The sequence below is a fragment of the Pseudomonas sp. YQ_5 genome (assembly GCF_043103305.1).
GTDB lineage: Bacteria > Pseudomonadota > Gammaproteobacteria > Pseudomonadales > Pseudomonadaceae > Aquipseudomonas > Aquipseudomonas putida_Y.
On the sequence record NZ_JBICJS010000066.1, the window covers coordinates 40,713 to 64,666 of the forward strand.

The 23,954-nt window shown below is 62.5% G+C and carries 25 protein-coding genes and 1 riboswitch; of the genes, 13 read left to right on the top strand and 12 right to left on the bottom strand.

Features of this window, described 5'->3' with window-relative positions; translation table 11 throughout:
• Positions 1-68: 68 nt before the first annotated feature.
• Positions 69-1,280: a serine/threonine transporter SstT gene (sstT, locus tag ACF8EA_RS16435; RefSeq protein WP_021782789.1), complete on the top strand. Its 1,212-nt coding sequence runs from the start codon at positions 69-71 to the stop codon at positions 1,278-1,280.
• A gap of 88 nt (positions 1,281-1,368) precedes the next feature.
• Positions 1,369-2,016 (top strand): YceH family protein, encoded by a 648-nt coding sequence (locus tag ACF8EA_RS16440; RefSeq protein WP_021782790.1) that lies wholly within the window; start codon positions 1,369-1,371, stop codon positions 2,014-2,016.
• A 4-nt stretch (positions 2,017-2,020) separates the two neighbouring features.
• Here ACF8EA_RS16440 and ACF8EA_RS16445 read toward each other — a convergent pair whose 3' ends face one another.
• The 3 genes from ACF8EA_RS16445 to ahpC form a co-directional block, all read right to left on the bottom strand.
• Positions 2,021-2,209: a hypothetical protein gene (locus tag ACF8EA_RS16445; RefSeq protein ID WP_021782791.1), complete on the bottom strand. Its 189-nt coding sequence runs from the start codon at positions 2,207-2,209 to the stop codon at positions 2,021-2,023.
• Between the two features lie 166 nt (positions 2,210-2,375).
• Positions 2,376-3,938: an alkyl hydroperoxide reductase subunit F gene (gene ahpF / locus ACF8EA_RS16450; protein ID WP_392522635.1), complete on the bottom strand. Its 1,563-nt coding sequence runs from the start codon at positions 3,936-3,938 to the stop codon at positions 2,376-2,378.
• Positions 3,939-4,062: 124 nt separating this feature from the next.
• Positions 4,063-4,626 carry an alkyl hydroperoxide reductase subunit C gene (gene ahpC / locus ACF8EA_RS16455; RefSeq protein ID WP_004375926.1) on the bottom strand — a complete coding sequence of 188 codons (564 nt, stop codon included), beginning with the start codon at positions 4,624-4,626 and terminating at the stop codon, positions 4,063-4,065.
• 321 nt (positions 4,627-4,947) lie between these two features.
• Between ahpC and ACF8EA_RS16460 the strand changes: the two genes are divergently transcribed.
• The gene (locus ACF8EA_RS16460) at positions 4,948-6,012 is read left to right on the top strand and encodes a TerC family protein (protein WP_392522636.1); all 1,065 of its coding nucleotides are present in this window, start codon (positions 4,948-4,950) and stop codon (positions 6,010-6,012) included.
• 7 nt (positions 6,013-6,019) lie between these two features.
• Here ACF8EA_RS16460 and ACF8EA_RS16465 read toward each other — a convergent pair whose 3' ends face one another.
• From ACF8EA_RS16465 to ACF8EA_RS16475, 3 genes are all read right to left on the bottom strand, one after another.
• Positions 6,020-6,409 (bottom strand): hypothetical protein, encoded by a 390-nt coding sequence (locus ACF8EA_RS16465; protein ID WP_021782794.1) that lies wholly within the window; start codon positions 6,407-6,409, stop codon positions 6,020-6,022.
• Complete coding sequence (locus ACF8EA_RS16470; RefSeq protein ID WP_392522638.1) at positions 6,402-7,799, bottom strand: PAAR domain-containing protein; 1,398 nt, start codon at positions 7,797-7,799, stop codon at positions 6,402-6,404. Before ACF8EA_RS16470 ends, ACF8EA_RS16465 begins: the two co-directional genes overlap by 8 nt.
• A gap of 163 nt (positions 7,800-7,962) precedes the next feature.
• A complete protein-coding gene (locus tag ACF8EA_RS16475; RefSeq protein ID WP_020192828.1) occupies positions 7,963-9,192 on the bottom strand; it encodes an acyl-CoA dehydrogenase in 1,230 nt (409 codons plus the stop codon).
• A gap of 140 nt (positions 9,193-9,332) precedes the next feature.
• Between ACF8EA_RS16475 and ACF8EA_RS16480 the strand changes: the two genes are divergently transcribed.
• Positions 9,333-10,259 (top strand): LysR family transcriptional regulator, encoded by a 927-nt coding sequence (locus tag ACF8EA_RS16480; protein WP_010953387.1) that lies wholly within the window; start codon positions 9,333-9,335, stop codon positions 10,257-10,259.
• 194 nt (positions 10,260-10,453) lie between these two features.
• Positions 10,454-11,608 carry a cysteine desulfurase family protein gene (locus tag ACF8EA_RS16485; RefSeq protein ID WP_392522640.1) on the top strand — a complete coding sequence of 385 codons (1,155 nt, stop codon included), beginning with the start codon at positions 10,454-10,456 and terminating at the stop codon, positions 11,606-11,608.
• 7 nt (positions 11,609-11,615) lie between these two features.
• Here the strand turns inward: ACF8EA_RS16485 and ACF8EA_RS16490 are convergent, their stop codons facing one another.
• The 3 genes from ACF8EA_RS16490 to nfsB form a co-directional block, all read right to left on the bottom strand.
• Complete coding sequence (locus ACF8EA_RS16490) at positions 11,616-12,053, bottom strand: RES family NAD+ phosphorylase (RefSeq protein WP_209965002.1); 438 nt, start codon at positions 12,051-12,053, stop codon at positions 11,616-11,618.
• A complete protein-coding gene (locus tag ACF8EA_RS16495; RefSeq protein WP_252460572.1) occupies positions 12,050-12,499 on the bottom strand; it encodes an antitoxin Xre/MbcA/ParS toxin-binding domain-containing protein in 450 nt (149 codons plus the stop codon). Before ACF8EA_RS16495 ends, ACF8EA_RS16490 begins: the two co-directional genes overlap by 4 nt.
• Positions 12,500-12,640: 141 nt before the next feature.
• Positions 12,641-13,294, bottom strand: a complete 654-nt coding sequence (gene nfsB / locus ACF8EA_RS16500) for an oxygen-insensitive NAD(P)H nitroreductase (protein WP_103469209.1) — start codon at positions 13,292-13,294, stop codon at positions 12,641-12,643.
• A 103-nt stretch (positions 13,295-13,397) separates the two neighbouring features.
• Between nfsB and ACF8EA_RS16505 the strand changes: the two genes are divergently transcribed.
• Genes ACF8EA_RS16505 through ACF8EA_RS16515 form a run of 3 tightly spaced genes read left to right on the top strand, consistent with a single transcriptional unit; the run spans position 13,398 to position 15,835 of the window.
• Positions 13,398-14,321 carry a LysR family transcriptional regulator gene (locus tag ACF8EA_RS16505; protein ID WP_392522642.1) on the top strand — a complete coding sequence of 308 codons (924 nt, stop codon included), beginning with the start codon at positions 13,398-13,400 and terminating at the stop codon, positions 14,319-14,321.
• Positions 14,322-14,369: 48 nt separating this feature from the next.
• Positions 14,370-15,200, top strand: coding sequence for an AraC family ligand binding domain-containing protein (locus ACF8EA_RS16510; protein ID WP_392522644.1), 831 nt, complete (start codon positions 14,370-14,372; stop codon positions 15,198-15,200).
• A gap of 50 nt (positions 15,201-15,250) precedes the next feature.
• On the top strand, positions 15,251-15,835 hold the full coding sequence (locus ACF8EA_RS16515; RefSeq protein WP_101196126.1) for a LysE family translocator: 585 nt from the start codon (positions 15,251-15,253) through the stop codon (positions 15,833-15,835).
• 39 nt (positions 15,836-15,874) lie between these two features.
• Here ACF8EA_RS16515 and ACF8EA_RS16520 read toward each other — a convergent pair whose 3' ends face one another.
• The gene (locus ACF8EA_RS16520) at positions 15,875-17,074 is read right to left on the bottom strand and encodes a sugar transporter (protein WP_392522645.1); all 1,200 of its coding nucleotides are present in this window, start codon (positions 17,072-17,074) and stop codon (positions 15,875-15,877) included.
• Between the two features lie 205 nt (positions 17,075-17,279).
• Between ACF8EA_RS16520 and ACF8EA_RS16525 the strand changes: the two genes are divergently transcribed.
• Positions 17,280-18,596: a hypothetical protein gene (locus tag ACF8EA_RS16525; RefSeq protein WP_392522647.1), complete on the top strand. Its 1,317-nt coding sequence runs from the start codon at positions 17,280-17,282 to the stop codon at positions 18,594-18,596.
• A 110-nt stretch (positions 18,597-18,706) separates the two neighbouring features.
• Here the strand turns inward: ACF8EA_RS16525 and calA are convergent, their stop codons facing one another.
• Entirely contained in the window at positions 18,707-19,759 is a 1,053-nt protein-coding gene (gene calA, locus ACF8EA_RS16530) for a vanillin reductase (RefSeq protein ID WP_101196128.1), read from the bottom strand.
• A 181-nt stretch (positions 19,760-19,940) separates the two neighbouring features.
• Here calA and ACF8EA_RS16535 point away from each other — a divergent pair, with 181 nt between their 5' ends.
• Positions 19,941-20,846: an AraC family transcriptional regulator gene (locus ACF8EA_RS16535; RefSeq protein ID WP_274148386.1), complete on the top strand. Its 906-nt coding sequence runs from the start codon at positions 19,941-19,943 to the stop codon at positions 20,844-20,846.
• A 27-nt stretch (positions 20,847-20,873) separates the two neighbouring features.
• Here ACF8EA_RS16535 and thpR read toward each other — a convergent pair whose 3' ends face one another.
• Entirely contained in the window at positions 20,874-21,419 is a 546-nt protein-coding gene (gene thpR, locus ACF8EA_RS16540; RefSeq protein ID WP_021782805.1) for an RNA 2',3'-cyclic phosphodiesterase, read from the bottom strand.
• A 158-nt stretch (positions 21,420-21,577) separates the two neighbouring features.
• On the opposite strand from thpR, the gene lpxO reads away from it, so the two are divergent.
• From lpxO to ACF8EA_RS16555, 3 genes are all read left to right on the top strand, one after another.
• Positions 21,578-22,477, top strand: a complete 900-nt coding sequence (gene lpxO / locus ACF8EA_RS16545; protein WP_021782806.1) for a lipid A hydroxylase LpxO — start codon at positions 21,578-21,580, stop codon at positions 22,475-22,477.
• Between the two features lie 119 nt (positions 22,478-22,596).
• A complete protein-coding gene (locus ACF8EA_RS16550) occupies positions 22,597-22,941 on the top strand; it encodes a carboxymuconolactone decarboxylase family protein (protein WP_101196548.1) in 345 nt (114 codons plus the stop codon).
• A 78-nt stretch (positions 22,942-23,019) separates the two neighbouring features.
• The gene (locus ACF8EA_RS16555) at positions 23,020-23,589 is read left to right on the top strand and encodes a GNAT family N-acetyltransferase (RefSeq protein ID WP_101196547.1); all 570 of its coding nucleotides are present in this window, start codon (positions 23,020-23,022) and stop codon (positions 23,587-23,589) included.
• A gap of 94 nt (positions 23,590-23,683) precedes the next feature.
• A riboswitch (cobalamin riboswitch) is annotated at positions 23,684-23,892 on the top strand.
• Positions 23,893-23,954: the final 62 nt, after the last annotated feature.

The following is a 23,954-nucleotide window of genomic DNA, read 5'->3' on the forward strand; positions in this document are numbered from 1 at the left end:
GCCCGGCATGCGCCATAGGTGCTCTATGGTAAAGTCCGCCCTTTCCAGATTCCGAGATACCGCTGCACATGACCCCTTTTCTCCGCCTCCTCAACCGCACCAGCCTGGTGACCCAGATCGTCATCGGCTTGCTCGCCGGTATCGCCCTCGCCCTGCTGGCACCTGCAATCGCCCGTGACCTGGCCTTTCTTGGCAAGGTGTTCGTCAGTGCCCTGAAGGCGGTTGCGCCTGTGCTGGTGTTCATCCTGGTCATGGCTTCGGTCGCCAACCATCGTCACGGCCAGGAAATCCACATTCGCCCGATCCTCTGGCTGTACCTGCTGGGCACCTTTGCCGCTGCAGTGGTGGCCGTGGTCGCCAGCATGCTGTTCCCCTCGCACCTGGCGCTAAGCACCAGCGAAGCCACGCTGAGCGCGCCAGGCGGCATCGCCGAGGTAATGCAGAACCTGCTGCTGAGCGCGGTAGACAACCCGGTCAATGCCCTGCTCAATGCCAACTTCATCGGCGTGCTGACCTGGGCCGTCGGCTTGGGCGTGGCCCTGCGCCATGCCGGCGAAACCACCCGCACCGTGGTCGCAGACCTGTCCAATGGCGTCACCCTGATCGTGCGCATGGTCATCCGCTTCGCCCCGCTGGGCATTTTTGGCCTGGTCAGCTCCACCCTGGCACAGTCTGGCCTGGACGCCCTGCTCGGCTACCTGCACCTGCTGGCGGTACTGATTGGCTGCATGCTGTTCGTGGCGCTGGTGATGAACCCGCTGATCGTGTTCTGGAAGATCCGCCGCAACCCCTACCCACTGACGCTGCTGTGCCTGCGTGAAAGCGGCATTACTGCGTTCTTCACCCGCAGCTCGGCCGCCAACATCCCGGTCAACATGGCATTGTCGGAACGCCTCGGCCTGCATGAAGACACTTACTCGGTGTCGATCCCGCTGGGCGCAACCATCAACATGGCCGGCGCGGCAACCACCATTACCGTGCTGACCCTGGCCGCAGTGCATACCCTGGGTATCCAGGTGGACCTGCCAACTGCCGTGCTGCTCAGCGTGGTGGCGGCAGTGTGCGCCTGCGGCGCCTCGGGCGTGGCCGGGGGTTCGCTGCTGCTGATTCCGCTGGCGTGCAGCCTGTTTGGCATCCCAAGTGAAATTGCCATGCAGGTAGTGGCGGTGGGCTTCATCATTGGCGTGTTGCAGGATTCGGCCGAAACGGCGCTGAATTCTTCGACCGATGTGCTGTTCACTGCGGCGGCGTGTCAGGCTGAAGAGCGGCGTAACGGCTAAGCGCGCCGGGGCCGCAATGCGGCCCCAATTGCCTTACGCGATGGCATTACCTACCCTAGTGGCCTTTCCCCAGCCACGAGACAGGGCCATGTCAGAACACGAAACCGCAGGTGAAGGCCGCTTCAACAGCATCGAGATCCGCGTTCTCGGCTCGCTGATCGAAAAGCAGGCCACCAGCCCGGAAAGCTACCCGCTGACCCTCAATGCCCTGGTCCTGGCCTGCAACCAGAAGACCAGCCGCGAGCCGGTGATGAACCTCACCCAAGGCCAGGTCGGCCAGGCGCTGCGCGCCCTCGAAGGTCAGGGCATGACCCGCCTGCAGATGGGCAGCCGTGCCGACCGCTGGGAACATCGGGTAGACAAGGCACTGGAGCTGGTGCCAGCACAGTTGGTGCTGATGGGCCTGATGTTCCTGCGGGGCCCGCAAACCCTCAACGAACTGCTGACCCGTAGCAACCGCCTGCACGACTTTGACGACACCGAGCAGATCCAGCATCAGCTGGAGCGCCTGATCTCGCGGGACCTGGCTTTGCACCTGCCACGTCAGGCCGGCCAGCGTGAAGACCGCTACACCCATGCCTTGGGCGACCCGGCGGAAATCGAGGCGATTCTCGCTGCACGCCAACAGGAAGGCGGCGCGCGCAACAGTGGCGGCAGTGTGTCAGAAGACCGCATCGAAGCCCTCGAAGCCCGCATTGCGGCGCTGGAAGCGCGCCTGGCCGAGCTGGAAGGCTGAGCCGTCACGGCTCGGGGTCGGGGAAATTGCGGCAGCTCTTGCGCTCGGCCAGTTCCCGGTCAGTGGGGCGCTGGTCGACGAACACAGCGCGACCGTCGGCGTAGATTTCCAGGTAGCCCCAGTGCAGGTCCTGCTCTTGCTCCCCGGGCTTTGGGGGGACTAGCCACCAGGGTTCGCGGCTGATCAGGGTCATGGGTGTGGTTCCTGAGAGGTCTGCTGTAAGCATAGACACCTTCAGATGCTGCTTTGCTTGAACCGGCCCTTTCGCGGGTAAACCCGCTCCTACAGGGATTTTCACAGTTTCAACAACTGCGCAGTCCTGCGAGAGCGGCTTTAGCCGCGAAAGGGCCGGTACAGGCTTACGCCGGTGCCGAAGTCCGAATCAGGTGGTCAAAGGCCGCCAGCGATGCCTTGGCCCCCTCACCCACCGCAATGACGATCTGCTTGTACGGCACGGTAGTCACGTCACCTGCTGCAAACACTCCCGGGATGCTGGTCTGGCCCTTGGCGTCGACAATGATTTCGCCACGCGGCGACAGCTCGACGGTGCCCTTCAGCCAGTCAGTATTGGGCAACAGGCCAATCTGCACGAAGATGCCTTCCAGTGCCACTTCGTGCTGTTCATCCGTGGTGCGGTCCTTGTAGCGCAGGCCGGTCACCTTCTCGCCATTGCCCAGCACCTCGGTGGTCAGCGCGCTGGTGATCACGTTGACGTTCGGCAGGCTGTGCAGCTTGCGTTGCAACACCGCATCGGCACGCAGCTGGCTGTCGAACTCGATCAGCGTCACCTGGGCGACGATACCGGCCAGGTCGATGGCCGCCTCCACACCCGAGTTGCCGCCGCCAATCACCGCCACGCGTTTACCCTTGAACAGCGGGCCGTCACAGTGCGGGCAGTAGGCCACGCCGCGGCCGCGGTACTCCTGCTCACCTGGCACGTTCATTTCGCGCCAGCGGGCGCCGGTGGCCAGGATCACAGTCTTGGCCTTCAGCGAAGCGCCCCCCGCCAGACGCACTTCGTGCAGACCGCCCTCGGCAGCAGGAATCAGCGCTTCACCGCGCTGCAGGTTCATGATGTCGACGTCGTACTGTTTGACGTGCTCTTCCAGCGCCGTGGCCAGCTTCGGTCCTTCGGTTTCCTGCACCGAGATGAAGTTCTCGATGGCCAGTGTGTCCAGCACCTGGCCGCCGAAGCGCTCGGCAGCAACACCGGTGCGGATGCCCTTGCGGGCAGCGTAGATGGCAGCAGCGGCGCCAGCGGGGCCACCGCCGACAACCAGCACGTCAAAGGCATCCTTGGCGTTGATCTTCTCGGCCTGGCGGGCGCCGGCGTTGGTGTCGATCTTGCCAATGATTTCTTCCAGGCCCATACGGCCCTGACCAAACACTTCACCGTTGAGGTAGATACTCGGTACCGCCATGATCTTGCGCGATTCCACTTCTTCCTGGAACAGCGCACCGTCGATAGCCACATGGCGCACGTTGGGGTTGAGTACCGCCATCAGGTTCAGTGCCTGGACGACGTCCGGGCAGTTCTGGCACGACAGCGAGAAGTAGGTTTCGAAGTTGAATTCGCCTTCCAGGGCCTGGATCTGCTCGATCACTTCGGCACTGGCCTTTGACGGATGGCCGCCGACTTGCAGCAGCGCCAGCACCAACGAGGTGAACTCGTGGCCCATGGGGATGCCGGCGAAGCGCAGGCTGATATCGGCACCCGGGCGGTTCAGCGAGAACGAAGGGCGACGGGCATCGGTACCGTCCGCGCTGAAGGTAATGAGGTTCGACAGGCCGGCAATTTCCACCAGCAGGTCGTGCAATTCGCGGGACTTCGCGCCGTCGTCGAGGGAGGCAACGATCTCGATCGGCTGGGTGACCCGCTCCAGGTAGGTTTTCAGTTGCGATTTAAGCGTGGCGTCCAACATACGGGCGATTCCTTTTTCAAAACTCGGATACAAAAACGCCCAGGCGAGGTCGCCCGGGCGTTTGACGGGGCGGTAGGTATTTCAGCTTTGGCGGCTGCTTACCGCCCGCGTTATGGGCATGACCTTAGATCTTGCCTACGAGGTCCAGCGACGGCGCCAGAGTGGCTTCGCCTTCTTTCCACTTGGCCGGGCACACTTCGCCTGGGTGAGCGGCAACGTACTGGGCAGCCTTGACCTTACGCAGCAGTTCAGCAGCGTCACGGCCTACGCCACCGTCGTTCAGCTCGACGATCTTGATCTGGCCTTCCGGGTTGATCACGAAGGTACCGCGGTCGGCCAGGCCGGCTTCTTCGATCAGCACGTCGAAGTTGCGCGAAATGACGTGAGTCGGGTCACCGATCAGCGGGTATTGGATCTTCCCGATGGTGTCGGAAGTGTCGTGCCAGGCTTTGTGAGTGAAGTGGGTATCGGTGGAAACACCGTAAATTTCCACGCCCAGCTTCTGGAACTCGGCGTAGTTGTCAGCAAGGTCACCCAGCTCGGTCGGGCAAACGAAGGTGAAGTCGGCCGGGTAGAAGAACACGACAGACCACTTGCCTTTCAGATCGGCTTCGCTGACCTGAACGAACTCGCCTTTGTGGTAGGCGGTGGCGTTGAAGGGTTTGACCTGGCTGTTGATGATTGGCATGAGAGACGCTCCTTCATGGGGTTGGAATCAGTTGATGGATAGAATCCTAACTAATCATCCCGCGGAAGGCTCATTGGCAAAGCTCATGCTTTCGATTGGTTTTGGCTATAACCGGGGTTATTTAATAGAAGGGAAAGGGCTGAGCAAAGGATTGCGGGCTTGAGCGCTGCACTGGCAAAGAAATGTAACAGCTACCCATTCGGCACCACTGGCAAACGGGTCTAGGCTCAAGCTCATGTGATACCGGGCCCCTCTGACGGCTGCCAAGCCGCCATGTCGGATCACTGTTGCCATGCAACGTCGACATTCAAGGAGGGGCTCATGACAGCTCTGCAAGCATTCCTCACAACACCTGTCCTCGGTACCAGCGCCTGGTTGTGGCTGGTGTTCATGGCCATCGTCATCGGTTTGCTGGTCCTCGACCTGGGCGTGCTGCACCGCCACGACCGGGAAATTGAAATGCGCGAGAGCCTGCTGCTGTATTCGGGCTATTTCAGTGTCGGTGTGCTGTTCGGCGCGGGGGTCTGGTACCAGTTGGGTGCGCAGTCGGCGCTGGAGTTCTACACCGGTTTCCTGGTCGAACAGTCGCTGTCGATGGACAACGTGTTCGTCATGGCGATGATCTTCAGCTACTTCGCCATCCCCCGCTGCTACCAGCACCGCGTGCTGTTCTGGGGTATCCTGGGCGTGGTGTTCCTGCGGGCCATCATGATCGGCGTGGGCGCGGCGCTGGTACAGAACTTTGCCTGGGTCCTGTACATCTTCGGTGCCTTCCTGCTGTTTACCGGGGTGAAAATGGCGCTGTCGAAGGAAGACAGCCGCCCGGACCTGGCCAACAACCCGATCCTCAAGTTCGTGCGGCGGCACATGCGGGTTACCGACCAGATCCATGGCTCGCACTTCTTCGTACGCCACACCCCGGCCGGGCACAGCAAGGCGCTGCGTTATGCCACCCCGCTGTTTCTGGCACTGGTACTGATCGAACTGGCCGACCTGGTGTTTGCCGTCGACAGCGTGCCGGCGATCTTCGCCATCACCCAGGACCCGTTCATCGTCTACACCTCCAACATCTTCGCCATCCTCGGCTTGCGCTCGCTGTATTTCGCGCTGGCGGCGCTGATGCACCGGTTCGTCTACCTCAAGTACGCACTGGCACTGGTGTTGATCTTCATTGGCTGCAAGATTTTCTACCACGGCATGGTGGGCAAGGTGCCGGCGCTGCTGTCACTGGGCGTGACATTCGGGTTGTTGCTGGGTGGGGTGGTGATTTCGTTGATCAAGACGCGGGGGCAGACGTTGAATAAAGACGACAAGACGATAGAAAAAGCAGCTAACGATAAGAAAACAACGGGACAAAAAAAGAATGACCCACAGTTACGGGTCTGAGTTGCAATCATTGCTTGATGATGAAGTAACCAACCGCTCCCCAAAGTGAGGCAATCAAGATCAACCAAAGGGCTGCTCCCATATCTCGCCTCAACTTTGGGGGGAAATTGTCAAGCTCCGCTTCGTTCAACCATCCGAGGCGTAAATGTAGCCTTGGGAATGTGACCAAAGCGCTTACTGTACTCATCAGTAGACATCGATGCCTTAGGTTTCGTCCGCCCCATACGGGTTTCATCTGCTCAAGATAGGGGTTGCTCGTGATCGCTGAAAGGGCGACATCAAAATCACTCGACAAAGCAATTTTCACATTGATAGCGATCCCCGCAAGGCCCAGGACGAAAGGCGCACTCAGGAATACTATTTGCAACAATGGGGACCAATTGTCAAAGTCAATCATCAGTCACCTCATGAAGGAATTCACCGGTCCGCTCTCCGAGGGCGCCAATACCAATAGCGCTTGCAGAAGAGGCGGCGCCAACGATCGCAATCCCGCACACTGCACCAAACCCACCGGTACCCACCGCAAAAATACCGCATAACGCAGCTGCTGCAGCACCTCCACCAGAGGCGCCTACCAACCCTCCCGTTAGACCTCCTGCAAAATTTCCCGCTTCAGTAAACCGAACCTTTCGACAAGCACGAGTCTCCCCGGCCCGACAGACTTCTTTTACTTTCAGATAAGACGAGGTCCCGCCCAGCCCAATCGCTGCATACCCTCCGTATTGAAGGTACTTACTTAACCGCGCCACCTTCTCAAGATGTGTCGCATACCCCGGAATCTGCCCCGGTCCGCCCGCTTTCGACCAATGGTGCACCAGGCTCTTGGTAGAGATATTCAAGCTCTTCTTCAGCCGCTCATAGCTCCCCAGATTCAGTTGCTTATTAAGCAACGCCGCTTTCAACTGGCCATCCAGTTGCTGCAACAACCGCCTGCGCTCGGCGAAGAAACCCGGACTATTCAAATGGCCATTGTGCATGAACTCACGCTGGTGCAATTGCTCGATGCTGGTCAAGGTATTGCTTACTTGTTTCAAGCCTTGATCCAGCATGTCCTTGCCCACGCCCATGGACAGACTGGCGTTGTTGAGCAAGCCGGCGATTTCGGCCTGGTGCTGCATCATGAAATCCGCTTCGACGTAGTCGAGTGCTTCCAGCGCACGCCGCGCATGCTGCGCCGCCGCCATAAGCTCTCCCTCTTCGCGCGTGCAGGCATTTCCATTGTCAGGATCACCGATAACGAAAATTTCCCCAGCTTTGAACCCTTGCGCATACGTGGGGTTGAGCCGCTGTAACCGTGAGATCGGCAACGTGGAATCGTGACCGGCCAGTTGAAGCAGTATCTGGGGAAACGACATGCGTCGTGGAACCACGTAGAAGCCAGGCTCCAGCGTGCCAGGCAGTGCACCTATTACCGGTTGGGAGAAGCGCTCGGGGTTGAAGGTGGGTGACAGCTCGGCAGCGTGGGTATTGGCACGCCCTGCAATGGAGTGCATGGACGGCGGAGCCTCATACAAGGGCGCGACTACCCGGTTGGTGCCCGGCGAACAGCCACAGACAACCAACGCACCATCCATAGCCACCCGCTGGCCATCTGAAATAAAGTGATCCACACCTTCGGCGACAGTTCCCGCCTGCCCACAAAGAGGGCATGGCGTGGTGTGGTCGCCTTCACGGAGCACCATTCGGCCTTCATCTAGGTAGCCGGCCCCGGTCGCAATACAGACAGCACCCGTTGTGGTGATATCGCCATCTACCGCCTGACCTTTTCCCTCTAGATTGACGCGCATATATGAACTCCCTGTACTTGACTCAGGTTGGAAACCTATCACCAGCAAGGGAGATACAAGTGGCATCAGCCAAAATTCAGATACGTCCTACAAGTTGCAGGACTTTGCGCAATCACTGCAGGCGCGGGTTCACCCGCGAATGGGCCGGGGCAGGCTGACGCGTTCACCGCCCGCTACGCAACATCTCCACCGGCACATACTTGCCAATTTCGTACTTGCCAATCGCCGCCCGGTGCACTTCATCCGGCCCGTCAGCCAGGCGCAGGGTGCGCTGCATGGCATACATGTAGGCCAGCGGGAAATCGCCGCTTACCCCTGCCCCGCCATGTATCTGGATAGCCCGGTCGATCACGTTCAAGGCCACGTTCGGCGCCACCACCTTGATCTGGGCGATCTCGCTACGAGCCACCTTGTTGCCGACGGTGTCCATCATGTAGGCCGCTTTGAGCGTCAGCAGTCGGGCCATGTCGATTTCCATGCGCGAGTCGGCGATCTTGTCGACGTTGCCGCCCAAGCGTGCCAGTGGCCGACCAAAGGCAGTGCGCTCCACCGAGCGCTTGCACATCAGCTCCAGCGCGCGCTCGGCCATGCCGATCGAGCGCATGCAGTGGTGGATACGGCCTGGGCCCAGTCGGCCCTGGGCAATTTCGAAGCCGCGGCCTTCGCCAAGGATCACGTTTTCGTACGGCACCCGCACATTCTCGAAAAGGACTTCGGCATGACCATGGGGCGCATCGTCATAACCGAACACCGGCAGCGGGCGGACAATCTTCACGCCCGGCGTGTCGGTCGGCACCAGCACCATGGAATGCTGCTGGTGGCGTGGGCCTTCAGGGTCGGACAGGCCCATGAAGATCATGACCTTGCAGCGCGGGTCGCAGGCGCCGGAAGTCCACCACTTGCGGCCGTTGATTACCCACTCGTCACCGTCCCGTATGGCGGTAGCAGCCATGTTGGTGGCGTCCGAGGAGGCCACGTCCGGTTCGGTCATGGCAAACGCCGAGCGGATCTCGCCGCGTAGCAGCGGCTCCAGCCACTGGCGTTTCTGTGCCTCGCTGCCATAGCGCACCAGCACTTCCATGTTGCCGGTGTCCGGCGCCGAGCAGTTGAACGGCTCCGGCCCGAGCAACGAGCGGCCCATGATCTCTGCCAGCGGTGCGTACTCCAGGTTGCTCAGGCCGGCGCCGTATTCCGACTCTGGCAAGAACAGGTTCCACAGCCCTTCGGCGCGGGCCTTGGCCTTGAGTTCCTCCATGATTGCAGTGGGCTGCCAGCGGTCACCCTCGGCGACCTGGCGCTCGAACACGGCTTCGGCAGGGTAGACATGGGCGTCCATGAACGCAGTGACACGCTCGCGCAGTGCCTGGACCTTGGGTGAATAGGCGAAATCCATCAGGGCTACCTTCACAGTTCGGAGTACGTGGAGCAGAGCCTAGAGCAGCATTGCTCCATCCACCTAGTCTATTTTCCGCGTGTATAAACATTCATAACCGATATATGATCGACCGATAACTCCAACAAAGAGCGGCGCCCATGAACCTCAGCAAGGTCGACCTCAACCTGTTCATCGTGTTCGATGCGATCTACACCGAAGCCAACCTGACCCGCGCCGGGCAGATCGTCGGCATTACTCAGCCGGCAGTGTCCAATGCCCTGTCGCGTCTGCGCGAAACCTTCAATGACCCGCTGTTCGTGCGCACCGCGCAAGGCATGGTGCCCACACCCATGGCGCAGAACATCATCGGCCCGGTGCGCAACGCACTGGCGCTGCTGCGGACCTCGGTGCAGGAAAGCCGCACGTTCAATCCGCAGCAGGCCAACAAGACCTTCCGCATCAGCATGACCGACCTGACCGAGGCGGTCATCTTGCCGCCGCTGTTCCAGCGCCTGCGCCGCCTGGCGCCGGCGGTAATGATCGAGAGTTTCCTGTGCAAGCGCCGCGAGACCACCAAGGAACTCGCGGCCGGCCGCCTGGACTTTGCCATCGACGCGCCACTGAACACCGACCCGCAGGTGCGCCACATCAAACTGATGCAGGACCGCTATGTCTGCGCCCTGCGCCAGGGCCACCCGCTGGCCGACAGCAAGCTGACCCTCGACAGCTACCTGGGCATGACCCATATCCATATTTCCAGCCGACGCAACGGCCTGGGTTACGTCGACCTGGCGCTGGGCAAGATGGGTGTGCAACGCAAGGTCGCCCTGCGTTCGCAGCACTACCTCATGGCGTCGCAGGTGTTGCAGCAGACCGACATGGCCATGACGGTTCCCGAGCGCTTCGCCCGTCGCCATCAGTTGCGTTATCAGGCGCTGCCGGTGGAGGTGCCTGCACTGGAAACGCACCTGTACTGGCATGAAAGCACCGACCAGGACCCGGCCAACCGCTGGATGCGCGAACAGATCACCGAATTGTGCGAGCGCGTGGTGGCAGAGGAAGAAAAGGCTCTGGAGCACGCCTGAAGGTGCCGGTGAGGTGCCATTAATGGCCCCTCACCAGGCAAAGTAGAAAATCCCATGAAAGATCTTCGATAGAGAATTTTTTTCTAAAACAATCGCGAATCGACCTGAGGGAAACGAAAAAAACACCGCTGCTGGCAGGTACGCTTACGTCAATGATCGCCGACTTCACGGCCACTGACACGGACCCGCCCTCAATGCCTAGCGCCCCACTCTACTTCGATTACGCCGCCACAACCCCAGTCGACGACCGGGTTATCGAAACCATGCTCGCCTGCCTGGGTAACCAGGCCAACTTCGGCAACCCGGCGTCCAGCGGCCACGCCTTCGGCCAGGCTGCACGGCACGCCGTGGAGCAGGCGCGCCAGCAAGTCGCCGAGTGCGTCGGCGCGCACGCCGAGCACCTGGTATGGACCTCGGGCGCGACCGAGTCCAACAACCTGGCGCTCAAGGGTATTGCCCAAGGCATCGGCCAGCCCGGACACCTGATCACCAGCCAGCTGGAACACAAGGCCGTGCTCGACACCGTGGCCGAACTGGAGCGCCAAGGCTGGGCCGTTACTCGCCTGGCGGCGGATGCCGCCGGCCTGATCCAGCCCGCAAGCGTACAGGCAGCGTTGCGCGCTGACACCCGCCTGGTATCGCTGATGGCGGTCAACAACGAACTGGGTACGGTCACCGACTTTGCCGCGATCGGCGAGCAGGTGCGTGCCCACGGTGCCCTGCTGCACGTGGACGCCGCGCAGGCTGTGGGCAAGCTGGCTATCGACCTGCATACAATGGCCGTGGACCTGATGTCTTTTTCGGCGCACAAGGTCTACGGGCCAAAAGGCATCGGTGCGCTGTATGCAGGGCCGCGCGCCCGCGCGCTGATGCGTGCACAGATGCACGGCGGCGGCCATGAGCAAGGCCTGCGTTCCGGCACCCTGGCGACCCACCAGATCGCAGGCATGGGCAGCGCCTTTGCCTTGGCCGGCCAACCCGGCGACAGCGAGTACCAGCGCCTTGAGCAATTGGCAAGACGCCTGCGCACAGGCCTGCTGGCCATGCCCGGCGTTACCCTGAATGGCTGCGCCAAGCAACGTATTCCCCATACCTTGAACCTGTGCATCGACAGCAAGGGCTTCAACAGCACGGCGCTGGCCAGCGAATTGGCCTTGTCGACCACCTCGGCCTGCAACTCGGCGAGCAACGCTGCCTCGCATGTGCTGCTGGCACTGGGGCTGGATGAGCGCCAGGCACGCAACAGTGTGCGCTTGAGCCTCGGCCGTTTCAGCACCGAGGCTGACGTGGACAAGGCGCTCGAAGTGTTTGGCCGGGTGCTGGCGTCAGCATCGGCAGCACTGTGGTGACCACGCCCTAAAACAGGCGGCTGTCCGGCGTGAAATCCTCAACCAGGATTTTCGCGCTCTGCGCCTGCGGGTGCCGTGGGTTGAACAGGTAATTGGTAGTGCTGGGCATGATCGCGCTTGGCACCGGTAGCAGCAATGCCGAACAGTCATCCAGAAAGCGATTGCCCAGCGTACGGGTCAACTCAGGCTGGGCAGACCAGCCGGGCTGCAAAGCGGGCAACTGCGCCTGGGAAACCGTGTCAGGCAGTTCGATGCGAAGCAAGCGCATGGTGGTAGGGAAATCCTCGGGGTCGATCTCCAGATGCACCAACACCTCCAGCATCGCCCCGGGAGGGCTGGTGGCGGCATACACCACCGGCCGACCCGCCTGGTGCCAGCGGCCGCTTACACGCAAGCCCCCCGTGCCGCTCAAGTCTGCATAGGCGCTGATTCGCCACAAAATCACAGGCCATAGCCCTCGGCAATCTGCAGCAGCATTTCTTCGACCTGAGTGGTGCCTTGCTGGGTGGTGAGCATCTGCATCGGCGTCAGCCCCGAGAAGCGTTCCTTGGGCTTGGACAGCCAGCGCTTGGCCTTGCCCGCTTCACCGAACACGGCCTCGGCCATGGCGGTGATGTGGGCCGAGCGGAACAACCGATCGCTCTCATCCACGGTCAGCGGTTGGTCACGCTCGATACGGGATTTGAGCGTCCGCAGCGGGATGATCTGGTCGCGCTCCACCGGCGTGAGCACACCGCGTTCGGTCAGCTTTACCAACCAAGTGGCGGCAAAACCATCGGTGATGCGGGTGTGAATTTCGAAGTCGCTGGCAAGCTCGGGAATGTCCAGCAGCGCCTGCAGGCGCGCCCGGTACTTGTGGTAACCGTTGTCGCGAAGCACTTCGGCAAGCATGGCACGCTCCATCTCGGCATTTGCCGACAAGTATGCGGTATATGCCGGGTCATTGCCAGTTTGCCGGGGCGGGCAATCGAAGCCAGGGCTTTGCCAGATTGACCGCCAGCATTGCCAGGGCCGCAGAGCGGCCCCGGAACCTCACAGGAAGGTGAAGACTTGCGATGCCGGCAACCGCGACTTGTTCAGCCCGGCATTGAAGTCCGTCTCGCTGCGGTAACCCAGGCTCAGGATCACCACGCTGGTAAAGCCACGCTCACGCAAGCCCAGTTCGGCATCCAGTACCTTGCTGTCGAAGCCCTCGATCGGCGTGGCATCCAGCCCATGCGCCGCCGCCCCCAGCAAGGCAGTACCCAACGCCAGGTAGGTCTGCTTTTCCATCCAGTGCTGCACGTCCTTCTGGTCGAAGCGGTGCAGGTTGACGTAGTGACGGCGGCTCTGGTTTTGCCCGGCGCGCGCTTGCTCATCACGGAAACGGCCATCGGCAGCCTCTTGATCGAGCACGGCGTTCAGGTGTTCTTCAGTCATTTCGGTACGGGTGCAGAACACGATCACATGCGAGGCGTCGAGAAGCTTCTGCGTGTTGTAGGCATAACCTTCCGCCGTGCTCTTGGCCAGGCGGGCCTTGCCTTCGGCCGTGTCGGCGACAATGAAATGCCAGGGCTGGGAATTGACCGACGACGGGCTGTGGCGCAGTTGTTCGAGCAGGGCGTCGACAGTGGCCTGGGGAATGCGGCGTGAGGCATCGTAAGCTTTGGTGGTGTAACGGCGCTTGGCCAGCGATACGGTATCCATGCGACAACTCCGGAATGAACAGTGGATGTGCCGCGCATCTTATCTTCCCAGCAAAAAAGAAAAAGCGGCACAATGTAACAACACTTTCATCCCTGGAATGAAAATGCTGCGCATCACCGACCTCGAACTGTTTGCCCGCAGCAGCGTGCTGGGGAGCTTCACTGCCGCCGCCCATGAAGCAGGCCTGCTGCCGGGCCAGGTGGCTGCCGCGATCAAACGCCTGGAGCGCGACCTGGACGTACGCCTGTTCGCCCGCACCACCCGCAGCCTGCGCCTGACCGCCGAGGGCGAGCGCTACCTGCCAACCGCGCTGAATGTGCTGGAAAGCCTGCGCCAGGGCCATGAAGATCTGCATGGCAACCCCAATAGCCTGCGCGGCACCCTGCAAGTGTCGGCCCCTTCCGACATGGGCCGCAACATGCTGCTGCCCTGGCTCAGCGCCTTTCGCCACGACCACCCGGCATTGCAACTGCGCTTCTTTCTGTCCGACCAGATGGCCGACCTCAACCGCGACCCTGTGGATGTGGCCATCCGCTATGGCCTCAACCAGGATGCCAACTACATCGCCCTGCCGCTGGCCGAATGGAACCGCCGAGTACTGGTGGCCTCGCCCTACTACCTGGCGCGCCACGGCCGCCCGCTCACCCCCGACGCGCTGCTGCAGCATGCCTGCCTGCTGTACATGCAGCACAGCCGGGTGTACGACAAGTGGCAGTTGGGTAATCGCACGGTGCAGGTGCGTGGGCCGTTGGTCAGTGACGACGCCGACGTCATCCGCCGCCTGGCCATCCAGGGGGAAGGTATCGTCTACAAGTCGTGGCTGGATGTCAGCGCCAACATCGCGGCCGGTGAACTGGAAATCGTCCTGCCCGAATTGCTCGGCGAACCTACCCCGCTCACCTTGGTCTGCCCTCATCGCAAGCAACTCACGCCTGCCGTGACGCAATTGCACCTGTGGCTACGCGAACGCTTCGAGGCCCTGCGCGCCCGGGCACTGACCAACGGCTGCACAATCGTTCCAGACTGAGTCGGGGGCATTGCGCTAAGGTTGCGATTTACCCCACGGTACACGTCCATGAGCAACTGGATCGACTTCAAACAAGACGCCGACACCGGCATCGAGTCGGTCCGTGCGCATTTTGTCGGGCATGCCTATGACCCCCACTGGCACGACAGCTTCCTGGTCGGCGTGACCGAGCAGGGCGTGCAGCAGTTCAACTGCCGTCGGGTGCGGCACCGCAGCACGCCGGGGCAGGTATTTTTACTTGAGCCTGGCGACATCCACGACGGCCTGGCGCCCACCGAAGAAGGCTTCACCTATTCGACGCTGTACCTGGAGCCCGCCTGGCTCGACCAACAGCTGCGCGCGCTGTACGAGCACGCGCCGGGCGACAGCCTGCCCAGCTTTGCCGACACCCTGTGCCACGACGAACGCCTGGCGCGGGCCACCGCCCTGGCCTTCAGGGCCGTGCATGGCCAGGACTTGCGTATCGTCAGGCAAACGGCCATGGACGATTTGCTGGCCTGCCTGACCCGCCACCTGCACTGGCGCCGCCGCATCAACCCCGACCCGCGCCTGCCGCTGACCGCACAGCGCGCCCGGGACTTCCTGCATGCCAATCTGGAGCGCGACATCGGCCTGGAGGACCTGGCCCAGGCATGCGGCATTGACCGCTTTCGCCTGACGCGTGCGTTCAAGGCAGCGTTTGGCATTGCACCGCATGCCTACCTGATCCAGCTGCGCCTGGCCCGGGCGCGGCGCCTGCTCGCCTTGGGCCAGACACCTGCCGAAGTGGCCGTGGCCTTGGGCTTTGCCGACCAGAGCCACCTGGGGCGCTGGTTCCGCCGCGCCTACCAGTTGACCCCGGCCGACTACCGCAGGCGCTGCTCAAACCTTCCAGACTGAGGGCCGGCGGGCAGCGAGCATGGTGCTTCAATGTTACGGAGCCCTGAACCATGTCGCAGTCGTTGTTGCCCTTCATTCTGTTCGCCCTGGTGTCCAGCATCAGCCCGGGGCCGACCAACCTGTTGATCCTGGCCCATGGCGCCCACCGGGGCCTGCGCGCAAGCCTGGCGCCGATCGTGGCGGCGTGTGGCGCGGCTGCAGCCATTGTGCTGCTCGTCGGGCTGGGGCTGGGCGAACTGCTGCTGCGCTACCCCCTGGCGCAACAGCTGATGAGCTGGGCCGGGGTGCTGTGGCTCAGCAGCCTGGCGTGGAAGATGCTGCGCAGTGCCGCCGCCCCGCTCCACACGACCACGGCGCCAGGCTTCAGTGCGCTCAGCGCGGCCTCGTTGCAAGTGGTGAACCCCAAGGTGTGGTTGATGGCCGTGGCGGTGGTCGGGGTATTTGCCGCGCCGTCGTTGCCAGTGTGGCAGTTGGCGCTGGTGTTTTTGCTGATCGCTCTGCCGAGCATGGCAACGTGGGCGCTGCTGGGGGTGGGGAGCGCCCGGTGGCTGCAGGCACCGGGGCGGTTGCGGGTGTTCAACCAGGTGTTGGCGGGGGTTTTGTTGATATCGGCATGGGCTGCAGTATTGGCCTGAGTCGCTACTTGGCTTGCAAGTGGCCTGAACGGCCTCGGCTCAGCGAGTCAGCGCCTCGCGAAAGCGCCGGGTACTGGCAACGGCCAGTACCAGCCCGACCACTGCCACGCTACCGCCCACTAGGCCGATATGCGCCACATTCATCTGGCTGCTGACGATACTGCCCAGCAGCGCACCACCGCCAATGCCGATGTTGTAGATACCCGAGAACAGCGCCATGGCCACATCGGTGGCGTCGGACGCCAGCTTCAGGGTCCTGGACTGCAGCGACAGACTGAAGCTGAGAATTGCCACGCCCCAGAACATGCTCAGCACTGCGAACACATGGAAGTTGCCCGACAGCGGCAACATCAGCAACAGGCACGCGGCGAGCAACCCGATCGACCCCACCAGAAAGCCATGCGGGAAGCGGTCGCTGTAGCGGCTGAACAACAACGAACCAAAAACCCCGGCACCGCCGAACAACAGCAGCAACAGCGTGGTACGGTCGCCGCCGATCTGCGCTACGTGCAGGGCGAACGGTTCAATGTAGCTGTAGGCCGTGAACTGCGCGGTAATGACCAGCGTCACCAGCAGGTAGGTAATGACCAGTGCCGGGCGCTTGAACAGGACCGGCAGGCTGCGCAACGAACCGGAGTTCTGGCTGGGCAGCAGCGGCAGCGATTTCATCAGGCACAGCATGGTGGCAAGCGCTACCCCGGCGATGCTCAGGAACGTGATGCGCCAGCCCAGTGCCTCGCCCACCACGCGGCCCAGCGGGATGCCCAGGACCATGGCCAGGGTAGTACCGGTGGCCAGCAGGCCGAGCGCCTTGGCCTGCTGGCCCGGCGGCGCCACACGCACCGCCAGCGAGGCAGTGATGGACCAGAACACCGCATGCGCCAGGGCAATGCCGATACGGCTGACCAGCAGCATGGCGAAGCTCTGCGAAAGCCACGACAGCAAGTGGCTGACAATGAACACCAGGAACACGAACAGCAGCAGACGCCGCCGTTCGATGTTGCGGGTCAGCAACATCATGGGCAACGAGGCCAGCGCCACGATCCAGGCATAGATGGTCAGCATCAGGCCGACCTGGGCAGTGCTCATGTCGAAGCTGCGGCCAATGTCACTGAGCAGCGCCACCGGGACGAACTCGGTGGTGTTGAAAATGAAGGCCGCCAAGGCCAGGGCGATGACGCTCAGCCAGCTGCCGCTGCCCGTTGTGGGCGGCAGGTGTGTGGGGATGGGTTCGTTCATGGGTGGAAACTGCTTCTCCGCAGGCAACGCAACAAGTCGCACGCCAGCGACCCGCTTGCAGGGGTGCCAACGTACGTTTTGTTATGGATAGGAATGCCCGGCATGGTACGCGTCAAGCTGGGGCCTCACAACCGCAGGGCAGGCAGAAGGAGTACCATGCACGCTTTGTGTGAAACGCGTGTGCAACAAGGAGCCCGATCCGCTCATGGACAAGCAGCACCCCCAGCAGCAGTGGCAGCAGGCAGTTACCGCCTATGCCCAGGCCGTCAACGACTACGTCGCGCAGGGCCGTGCGCACGGCTGGGACAACCTCGAAGAGCCGCAGGCACCCGCCACCGAACACCTGCTCGACGCCTGGCTGACAGCCCTGCAGGCAGCCAACCACCCTGGCGTCGACGAACTGCAGCGCCAGGCATTCCGTGAGGCCTGGCCACCCGCGCACCAGCCCTTGGTACCGTTGCTCGAAGCGCACGGCCAAGGCATCGGCAGTGTCCTGCTGCTGGAAGATGGCAGCCTGCTGGCACGTATCGGCATGCCTTACGACAAGGGCCAGGTGGTGCGTATAGACCACCATGGGGTAACCCCGGTCATCGGTGTCGAACACTTTGGCCGCTGCCCGGCGCGGCGCTATTTCGCCCTGGCCAATGCCGAGGGCGTACGTGTGACCGATGGCTGGGGTGGCCCGCAGGTGCAACGTCTGGCCTGGCCCACGGGGCTGGAGGGGTTGCCGCCAGGTTACCCGTTCGAGCCGTTCGACCTGCCGCCCACACCGACCGCGCTGATCCCCTTCCCCGACGGCCAGCGCGTGCTGCTGGTGAGTGCCGAAGGTATCTTTGTGCTGGCCACCCAAGGTGCGACCCGCCTGCTGCCACAGCAAGCACGCGTGCTCGATGAGCTGGCCGAGGGCACCGACCCTGACGACATCAGCCTGGGGCTGAGCATGGAGCATGGTGCGGTGTCGGCGGATGGCCGGCTGATCGTCGTGGGTGAGCAAGGCAGCCGGCACCTTGTTCTGGACGAACAGTTCAAGCCGCTGGCGCACATTGGCCCGGGCAGCGAATACCCGCACTTTGCCTTGTTCAACCGCGCCGGTGACCAGTTGATCGTCAATGCCTGCCATTTCTACAGCGGTGCCACGCTGGCCGTGAGGGTGGCAGACCTGCAGGGGCTGGATACCGATTACTACAGCCAGGACCCGCGTACCCCGCTGGTGCAGGATGGCGCAAGGGTGTATGCGGGGGTAGCGCGCGGTGGCGAGTACATTGTGGGTGATGCCTATGGCTACCTGCGGGCGTTTGGCGAAGAGGGTACGGAGCATTGGCAGCATTACCTGGGATCGACCATCAGTGCGATGGATATCAGCGCCGACGGGCAAACACTGGTGGCGGCGAGCCATGCGGGGGTTATTTCGGTGATTGCGCTGGATAGCGGGCGGCCCGAGTGGCAGATCGGTACCGGGGCGCACGGCGAGGTGCGGCGATGGTTGTTCTGGAAGGGCTGGGACAAGCCAATGGCCTGGTAAAACGGCTGCATCGTTGCTGCCTGTACTGCCCCCACCGCGGGCAAGCCCTGCATCACCCCTGTGCAGGAGCGGGCTTGCCCGCGAAGGGGCCCGTACAGGCAACCGATCAATCAGCCCTGTAGCGTGGCCATGTCGATCACGAACCGGTACTTCACATCACCGGCAATCATCCGCTCATAGGCCTGGTTGATGTTGCGGATATCCAGCATCTCGATATCGCAGCGGATGTCGTGCTCGGCGCAGAAGTCCAGCACTTCCTGAGTCTCGGCAATCCCCCCGATCAACGACCCCGCCAGCACCCGGCGCTTCATCACCAGGTTGGCCGCATGCAATGCCGGGTCGATCGGTTCGATCAGGCCGACCAGGATGTGCACCCCGTCGAACTTCAGCGTTTCCAGGTACGGGTTGAGGTCGTGCTGCACCGGAATGGTGTCGAGCAGGAAATCGAAACGGCCGGCAGCGGCGCGCATCTGCTCGGCATCGGTGGAGACGATCACATGGTCGGCCCCCTGGCGGCGCGCTTCCTCGGCCTTGGCCTGGGAGCGCGTGAACAGGGTCACTTCCGCACCCAGCGCCTTGGCCAGTTTGATGCCCATGTGGCCCAGGCCGCCCATGCCGAGGATGCCGATCTTGTGGCCCGGGCCCACGCCGTGGTGCTTGAGCGGCGAATAGGTGGTGATGCCGGCGCACAGGATAGGCGCAGCGCTGGGCAGGTCCATGCCGGCTGGTATGCGCACCACGAAGTGCTCGCTGACCACGATGCTGCTGGAATACCCCCCCATGGTGTTGCTGCCATCGACCCGGTCCGGGGTGGCGTAGGTCATGGTCGGGCCTTCCAGGCAGTATTGCTCCAGATTCTTGGCGCAGGCTTCACAGGTACGGCACGAGTCGACCATGCAGCCAACGCCCACCAGGTCACCGACCTTGTACGCGGTGACCTTGTCGCCCACCGCCGTGACCCGGCCGATGATCTCGTGGCCCGGCATCAGCGGGTACACGGCAATGCCCCATTCGTTGCGCGCCTGGTGGATGTCGGAGTGGCACACGCCGCAGTACAGAATGTCGATGGCGACGTCGTCTGGGCGCGGGCTGCGGCGCTGGAACGTCATGGGGGCCAGGGGGCTGGTGGGGGTTTGAGCGGCGTAACCGATGGCGGTATACATGCAGGGCCTCGCAGTGAAGTGAAACGATTCAGGCGACGCATTCTGCGCGCCGTTTGCCGCCTCGCCCACGGCTGATTCTCCGGCATGCATGCCTGATTCTACGAAGATGCCGACCCGTAGCTGGCGCCACGCCCTCAATCTGCGATGATCAAGCTGTCTGATTCTCTGCCCTTGGTCCACCATGCAACTGACCCGTCACGTCGATGCCAATGCGCCGCTTTGCGCACTGATCCGCAGCCTCGCCACGCGCCCAGGCTTTGTGCCCACGCACCTGCCCCAGGTGCAGGTGCTGAGCTGGGACCACTATGTGGCCAGCAGCCCGCAGATCTACGAACCCAGCCTGATGATCCTGGCCCAGGGCAGCAAACTGGCGCGCCTGGGGCCGCGTACGCTGGAGTACGGTGCAGGGCATTACCTGGTACAGGCGTTGTCGGTGCCGTTCATGTGTGAAACCTTTGCCACCCGCGAGGCGCCGCTGTTGGGTGTGGCGGTGGGCATCGACCGTGGCGTGCTGGGCGAGTTGGTGCAGAGCATGGGCCTGGCACCGGACGCTGAAGTGCAGGCGCAAACCCCGCAATCGATGACGTCGGCGGCACTCGATGCGCCCATGCGCGAAAGCGTGGAACGACTGCTGCACTGCCTGCAGGACCCGCTTGACGCCAAGGTACTGGGCCCGGCGCGCGTACGCGAGGTGCTGTATACCGCGCTGCGCGGCCCGCAGGCCGGTGTGTTGCGAGCACTGGTGGAGCAACAGGGGCACTTCGCCCGCATCGGCGCCGCCCTCGCCCACCTGCGCGAGCATTACGCCGAGCCGCTGAGCGTGGAGGCACTGGCCGCGCGGGCCAACATGAGCGTTTCGACCTTCCACGAACACTTCAAGCGCTGCACCGACATGGCACCGATGCAGTACCTCAAGCGCTTGCGGCTACTCAAGGCGCAGCAGATGCTGATCGGCGAAGGCCTGGGCGTGGCACAGGCTGCGCACCGGGTGGGCTATCAGAGCACCTCGCAGTTCAGTCGCGAGTACAAGCGCCAGTTCGAACGTAGCCCGGGGGATGAATTGCCTTACCAGAGCTTGCCGGTGTAGTTGCTTGACCTGGACGGCCCCTGCAGGTCAGTCCACCAGCGGCCACTGCGCCAAGGGCCAGTAAGCCCCCTTGCGCGACTCGTAGAGCGTGAAGTGTCGTGCGGTGAGGTAAAACTCCGGCGCGCTGCTGGCCTCGGGCGGCTGCCCGCGGTAATCCCTGGACAGCGTCAGGTGCGGTCGATACTCACGTTTGGCCGCCTCCATCCCCAACGGCAGCAGCGCCTGCTGCAAACCGTACACCAGTTGCAACAGGGTAGGCGGTACCTGCTGCGCCTCCAGCACCAGGGCGCTGGCCCGCTGCCACACCTGCAAACGGTCGAGCAACAGCCGCGGCGCTGAGGCTGGCAGCGCCAGCTGGTCGACGGCCGCGCAAATCGCAGGCACCTGCGCGGTGTCCACATCACCGAGGAACAGCAGCGTGACGTGGAAGTTGGCTGCCGGCACCGGTTTGCCGCTGCGCAGGTTCAGCCCTCGCCGCCACTGGGCCAGGTCACGGCGCTGGGCGTCGCTGACCGGCAAGGCGAAGAACAGCCGCTTGAACGGACTACCACTGGGGCGTATATCCTGAACCATACCAACTCCCTGACATGAAACGTTTGCGCAAGACTGTAGGGTATTACACCAATGTCGCCCCACAGTTTCGTAACAATCAGTACAAACTACCCCCATGATTGTTTATGCTGGCGGGCTCATGCCATGGCGCATGGCCATTCTTCGACCAGTAAACGTCCATGAAAATTGCACTCGTACTCATCTTCGTCCTCTCGATCGCCTATGTTCACCTGCGCGGTCGGGTTCGCCACAAGCTGACTCGCCAGCTGGGCGACCACTCCAGCTTCCTGGCCCCGATCAACAGCTTCCTGTACCTGTTCTCCAAACACCCGGCCAAGCCTTACCTGCCGGTCGAGGCCTTTCCAGAACTGAAACCGCTGCAGGACCACTGGCAGGAGATCCGCGAGGAAGGCCGCCAGTTGCTGCACGTGGGTGAAATCAAGAAGTCCGACAATTATGATGACGTCGGTTTCAACTCGTTCTTCAAGACCGGCTGGAAGCGCTTTTACCTGAAGTGGTATGGCGAAAGCCACCCGTCGGCAATGGCCCTTTGCCCACGCACGACCGAGCTGCTGCAAGGCATCGGCACGGTCAAGGCGGCCATGTTCGCCACCCTGCCACCTGGTGCCAAGCTGGTGCGCCACCGTGACCCGTATGCCGGTTCCTACCGCTACCACCTGGGCCTGGACACACCGAATGACGACGGCTGCTACATCGATGTGGACGGCGAGAAATACGCGTGGCGCGATGGTGAGGGGGTCATCTTCGACGAAACCTACATCCACTATGCGGCCAACACCACCGAGCACAACCGCATCATCCTGTTCTGCGACGTCGAACGCCCGCTCAAGTACCGCTGGGCAACTGCGTTCAACCGCTGGTTCAGCCGCAACGTGATGGCCGCTGCCGCTGCGCCCAACGACGCCAGCGACAAGACCGGTGGCATCAACCGCCTGTTCACCCGCATCTACAAGATCCGCGAGCGTGGCAAGGCGCTGAAAAAGCGCAACCGCATGCGCTACTACCTGGAAAAATGGGCAGTGGTCGCGGCGTTGGTGCTGGTGTTCATCTACATCTGAAGGCTCAACGCAGGCCACTGTACGAGTGACCTGCGTTTACCAACCAAAGTACCGCCTCACACGTGCAACTCTTCGACTAGCCTGAAAGCTCCACTTGCAACCACCCCAAGGTGAAGACGATGAGCATGATGGACTGGGACGCCTACCGTAAGCAGTTGATGGCCGGCATCGGCGATCTCAAGCAACTCTCACCCGACACCGTAGCCGGCTACATGACCGCCAGCGGTGCAGGCGCCAAAACCAACCACCTGGATGCCAAGACCCGCGAGCTGATCTCCTTGGCCGTGGCTGTGACCACCCGCTGCGACGGCTGTATCGCCGTGCATTCGCAGCAAGCCGTCAAAGAGGGTGCCAGCCGCGAGGAAATTGCCGAGGCCCTCGGCGTGGCCGTGGCCATGAACGCCGGTGCCGCGCTGGTGTACTCGGCCCGCGCAATGGACGCGGTGGGCAAGGCCAACGGTTGAGCACAAACGGCGTCGTCGCCCTTGCGCGACGGCGCCGCGCCACCCAGACTGGGCGGCTCACCCCGCGCAGGAACCCGCATGATCCACATTCGCCCCATGATGCCGGACGATTTTGATCGTTTCTGGCCCACCTTCCAGGCCATTGTCCAAGCCCGTGAAACCTACGCTTTCGACCCGGCGCTGAGCTTCGAGCAGGCCCGCCAGCTGTGGCTGGAGCTGCCCTTGCACACGCTGTTGGCCGAAGAAGATGGCGAGCTACTGGGGTCCTATTACCTCAAGCCCAATGCTGCCGGGCCTGGTGCGCATGTAGGCAATTGCGGCTACATGGTCTGCGAACAGGCGCGCGGCCGGGGCGTGGCGCGCTTGATGTGCGAGCACTCGCAAAAGCTGGCGCGCCAGGAAGGCTTTCTGGCATTGCAGTTCAACTCGGTGGTAGCCACCAACGCAGTGGCCGTGGCGCTATGGCACAAGCTGGGCTTTGAAACAGTCGGCCGTTTGCCCAAGGCCTACCGTCATGCCCGCCTGGGGCTGGTGGACTGCCTGGTGATGTACAAATGGCTGGCGGATGAGCCGGTGGTGGAGAAGCCGCCGCTGCTGATCGGGCGCAAGAACATCGAGGCACGGGTATCGCGGCGCCGCGGGCGCTAGCCTGTTCAGGCAAACCTGCCTTCAAACTCACAACCTGATTTTTTCGCGACACTCACAGCACACCCACATTTGACGCCCCAGCCTTTCAATGGTCAGATGCGCGCCAGTTTCAGGTGCCCTGCGCCGCCGCGCGCAGGGTGAAACGGGAAACCGGTGCGTCGTGTTGCCCACGACAAGTCCGGTGCTGCCCCCGCAACGGTAAGCGAGCGAACCCTTCGAGATACCACTGTGCTCAGGCATGGGAAGGTGAAGGTTTCATGCCCCTCGCAAGCCCGGAGACCGGCCTGGAGCTTCACTTGGCAACCCGCGGTGGGCGGGCGCAGGCCGGAATCCGTGCGCGCGCCTGCCTGCATGGTTCGCCTTTG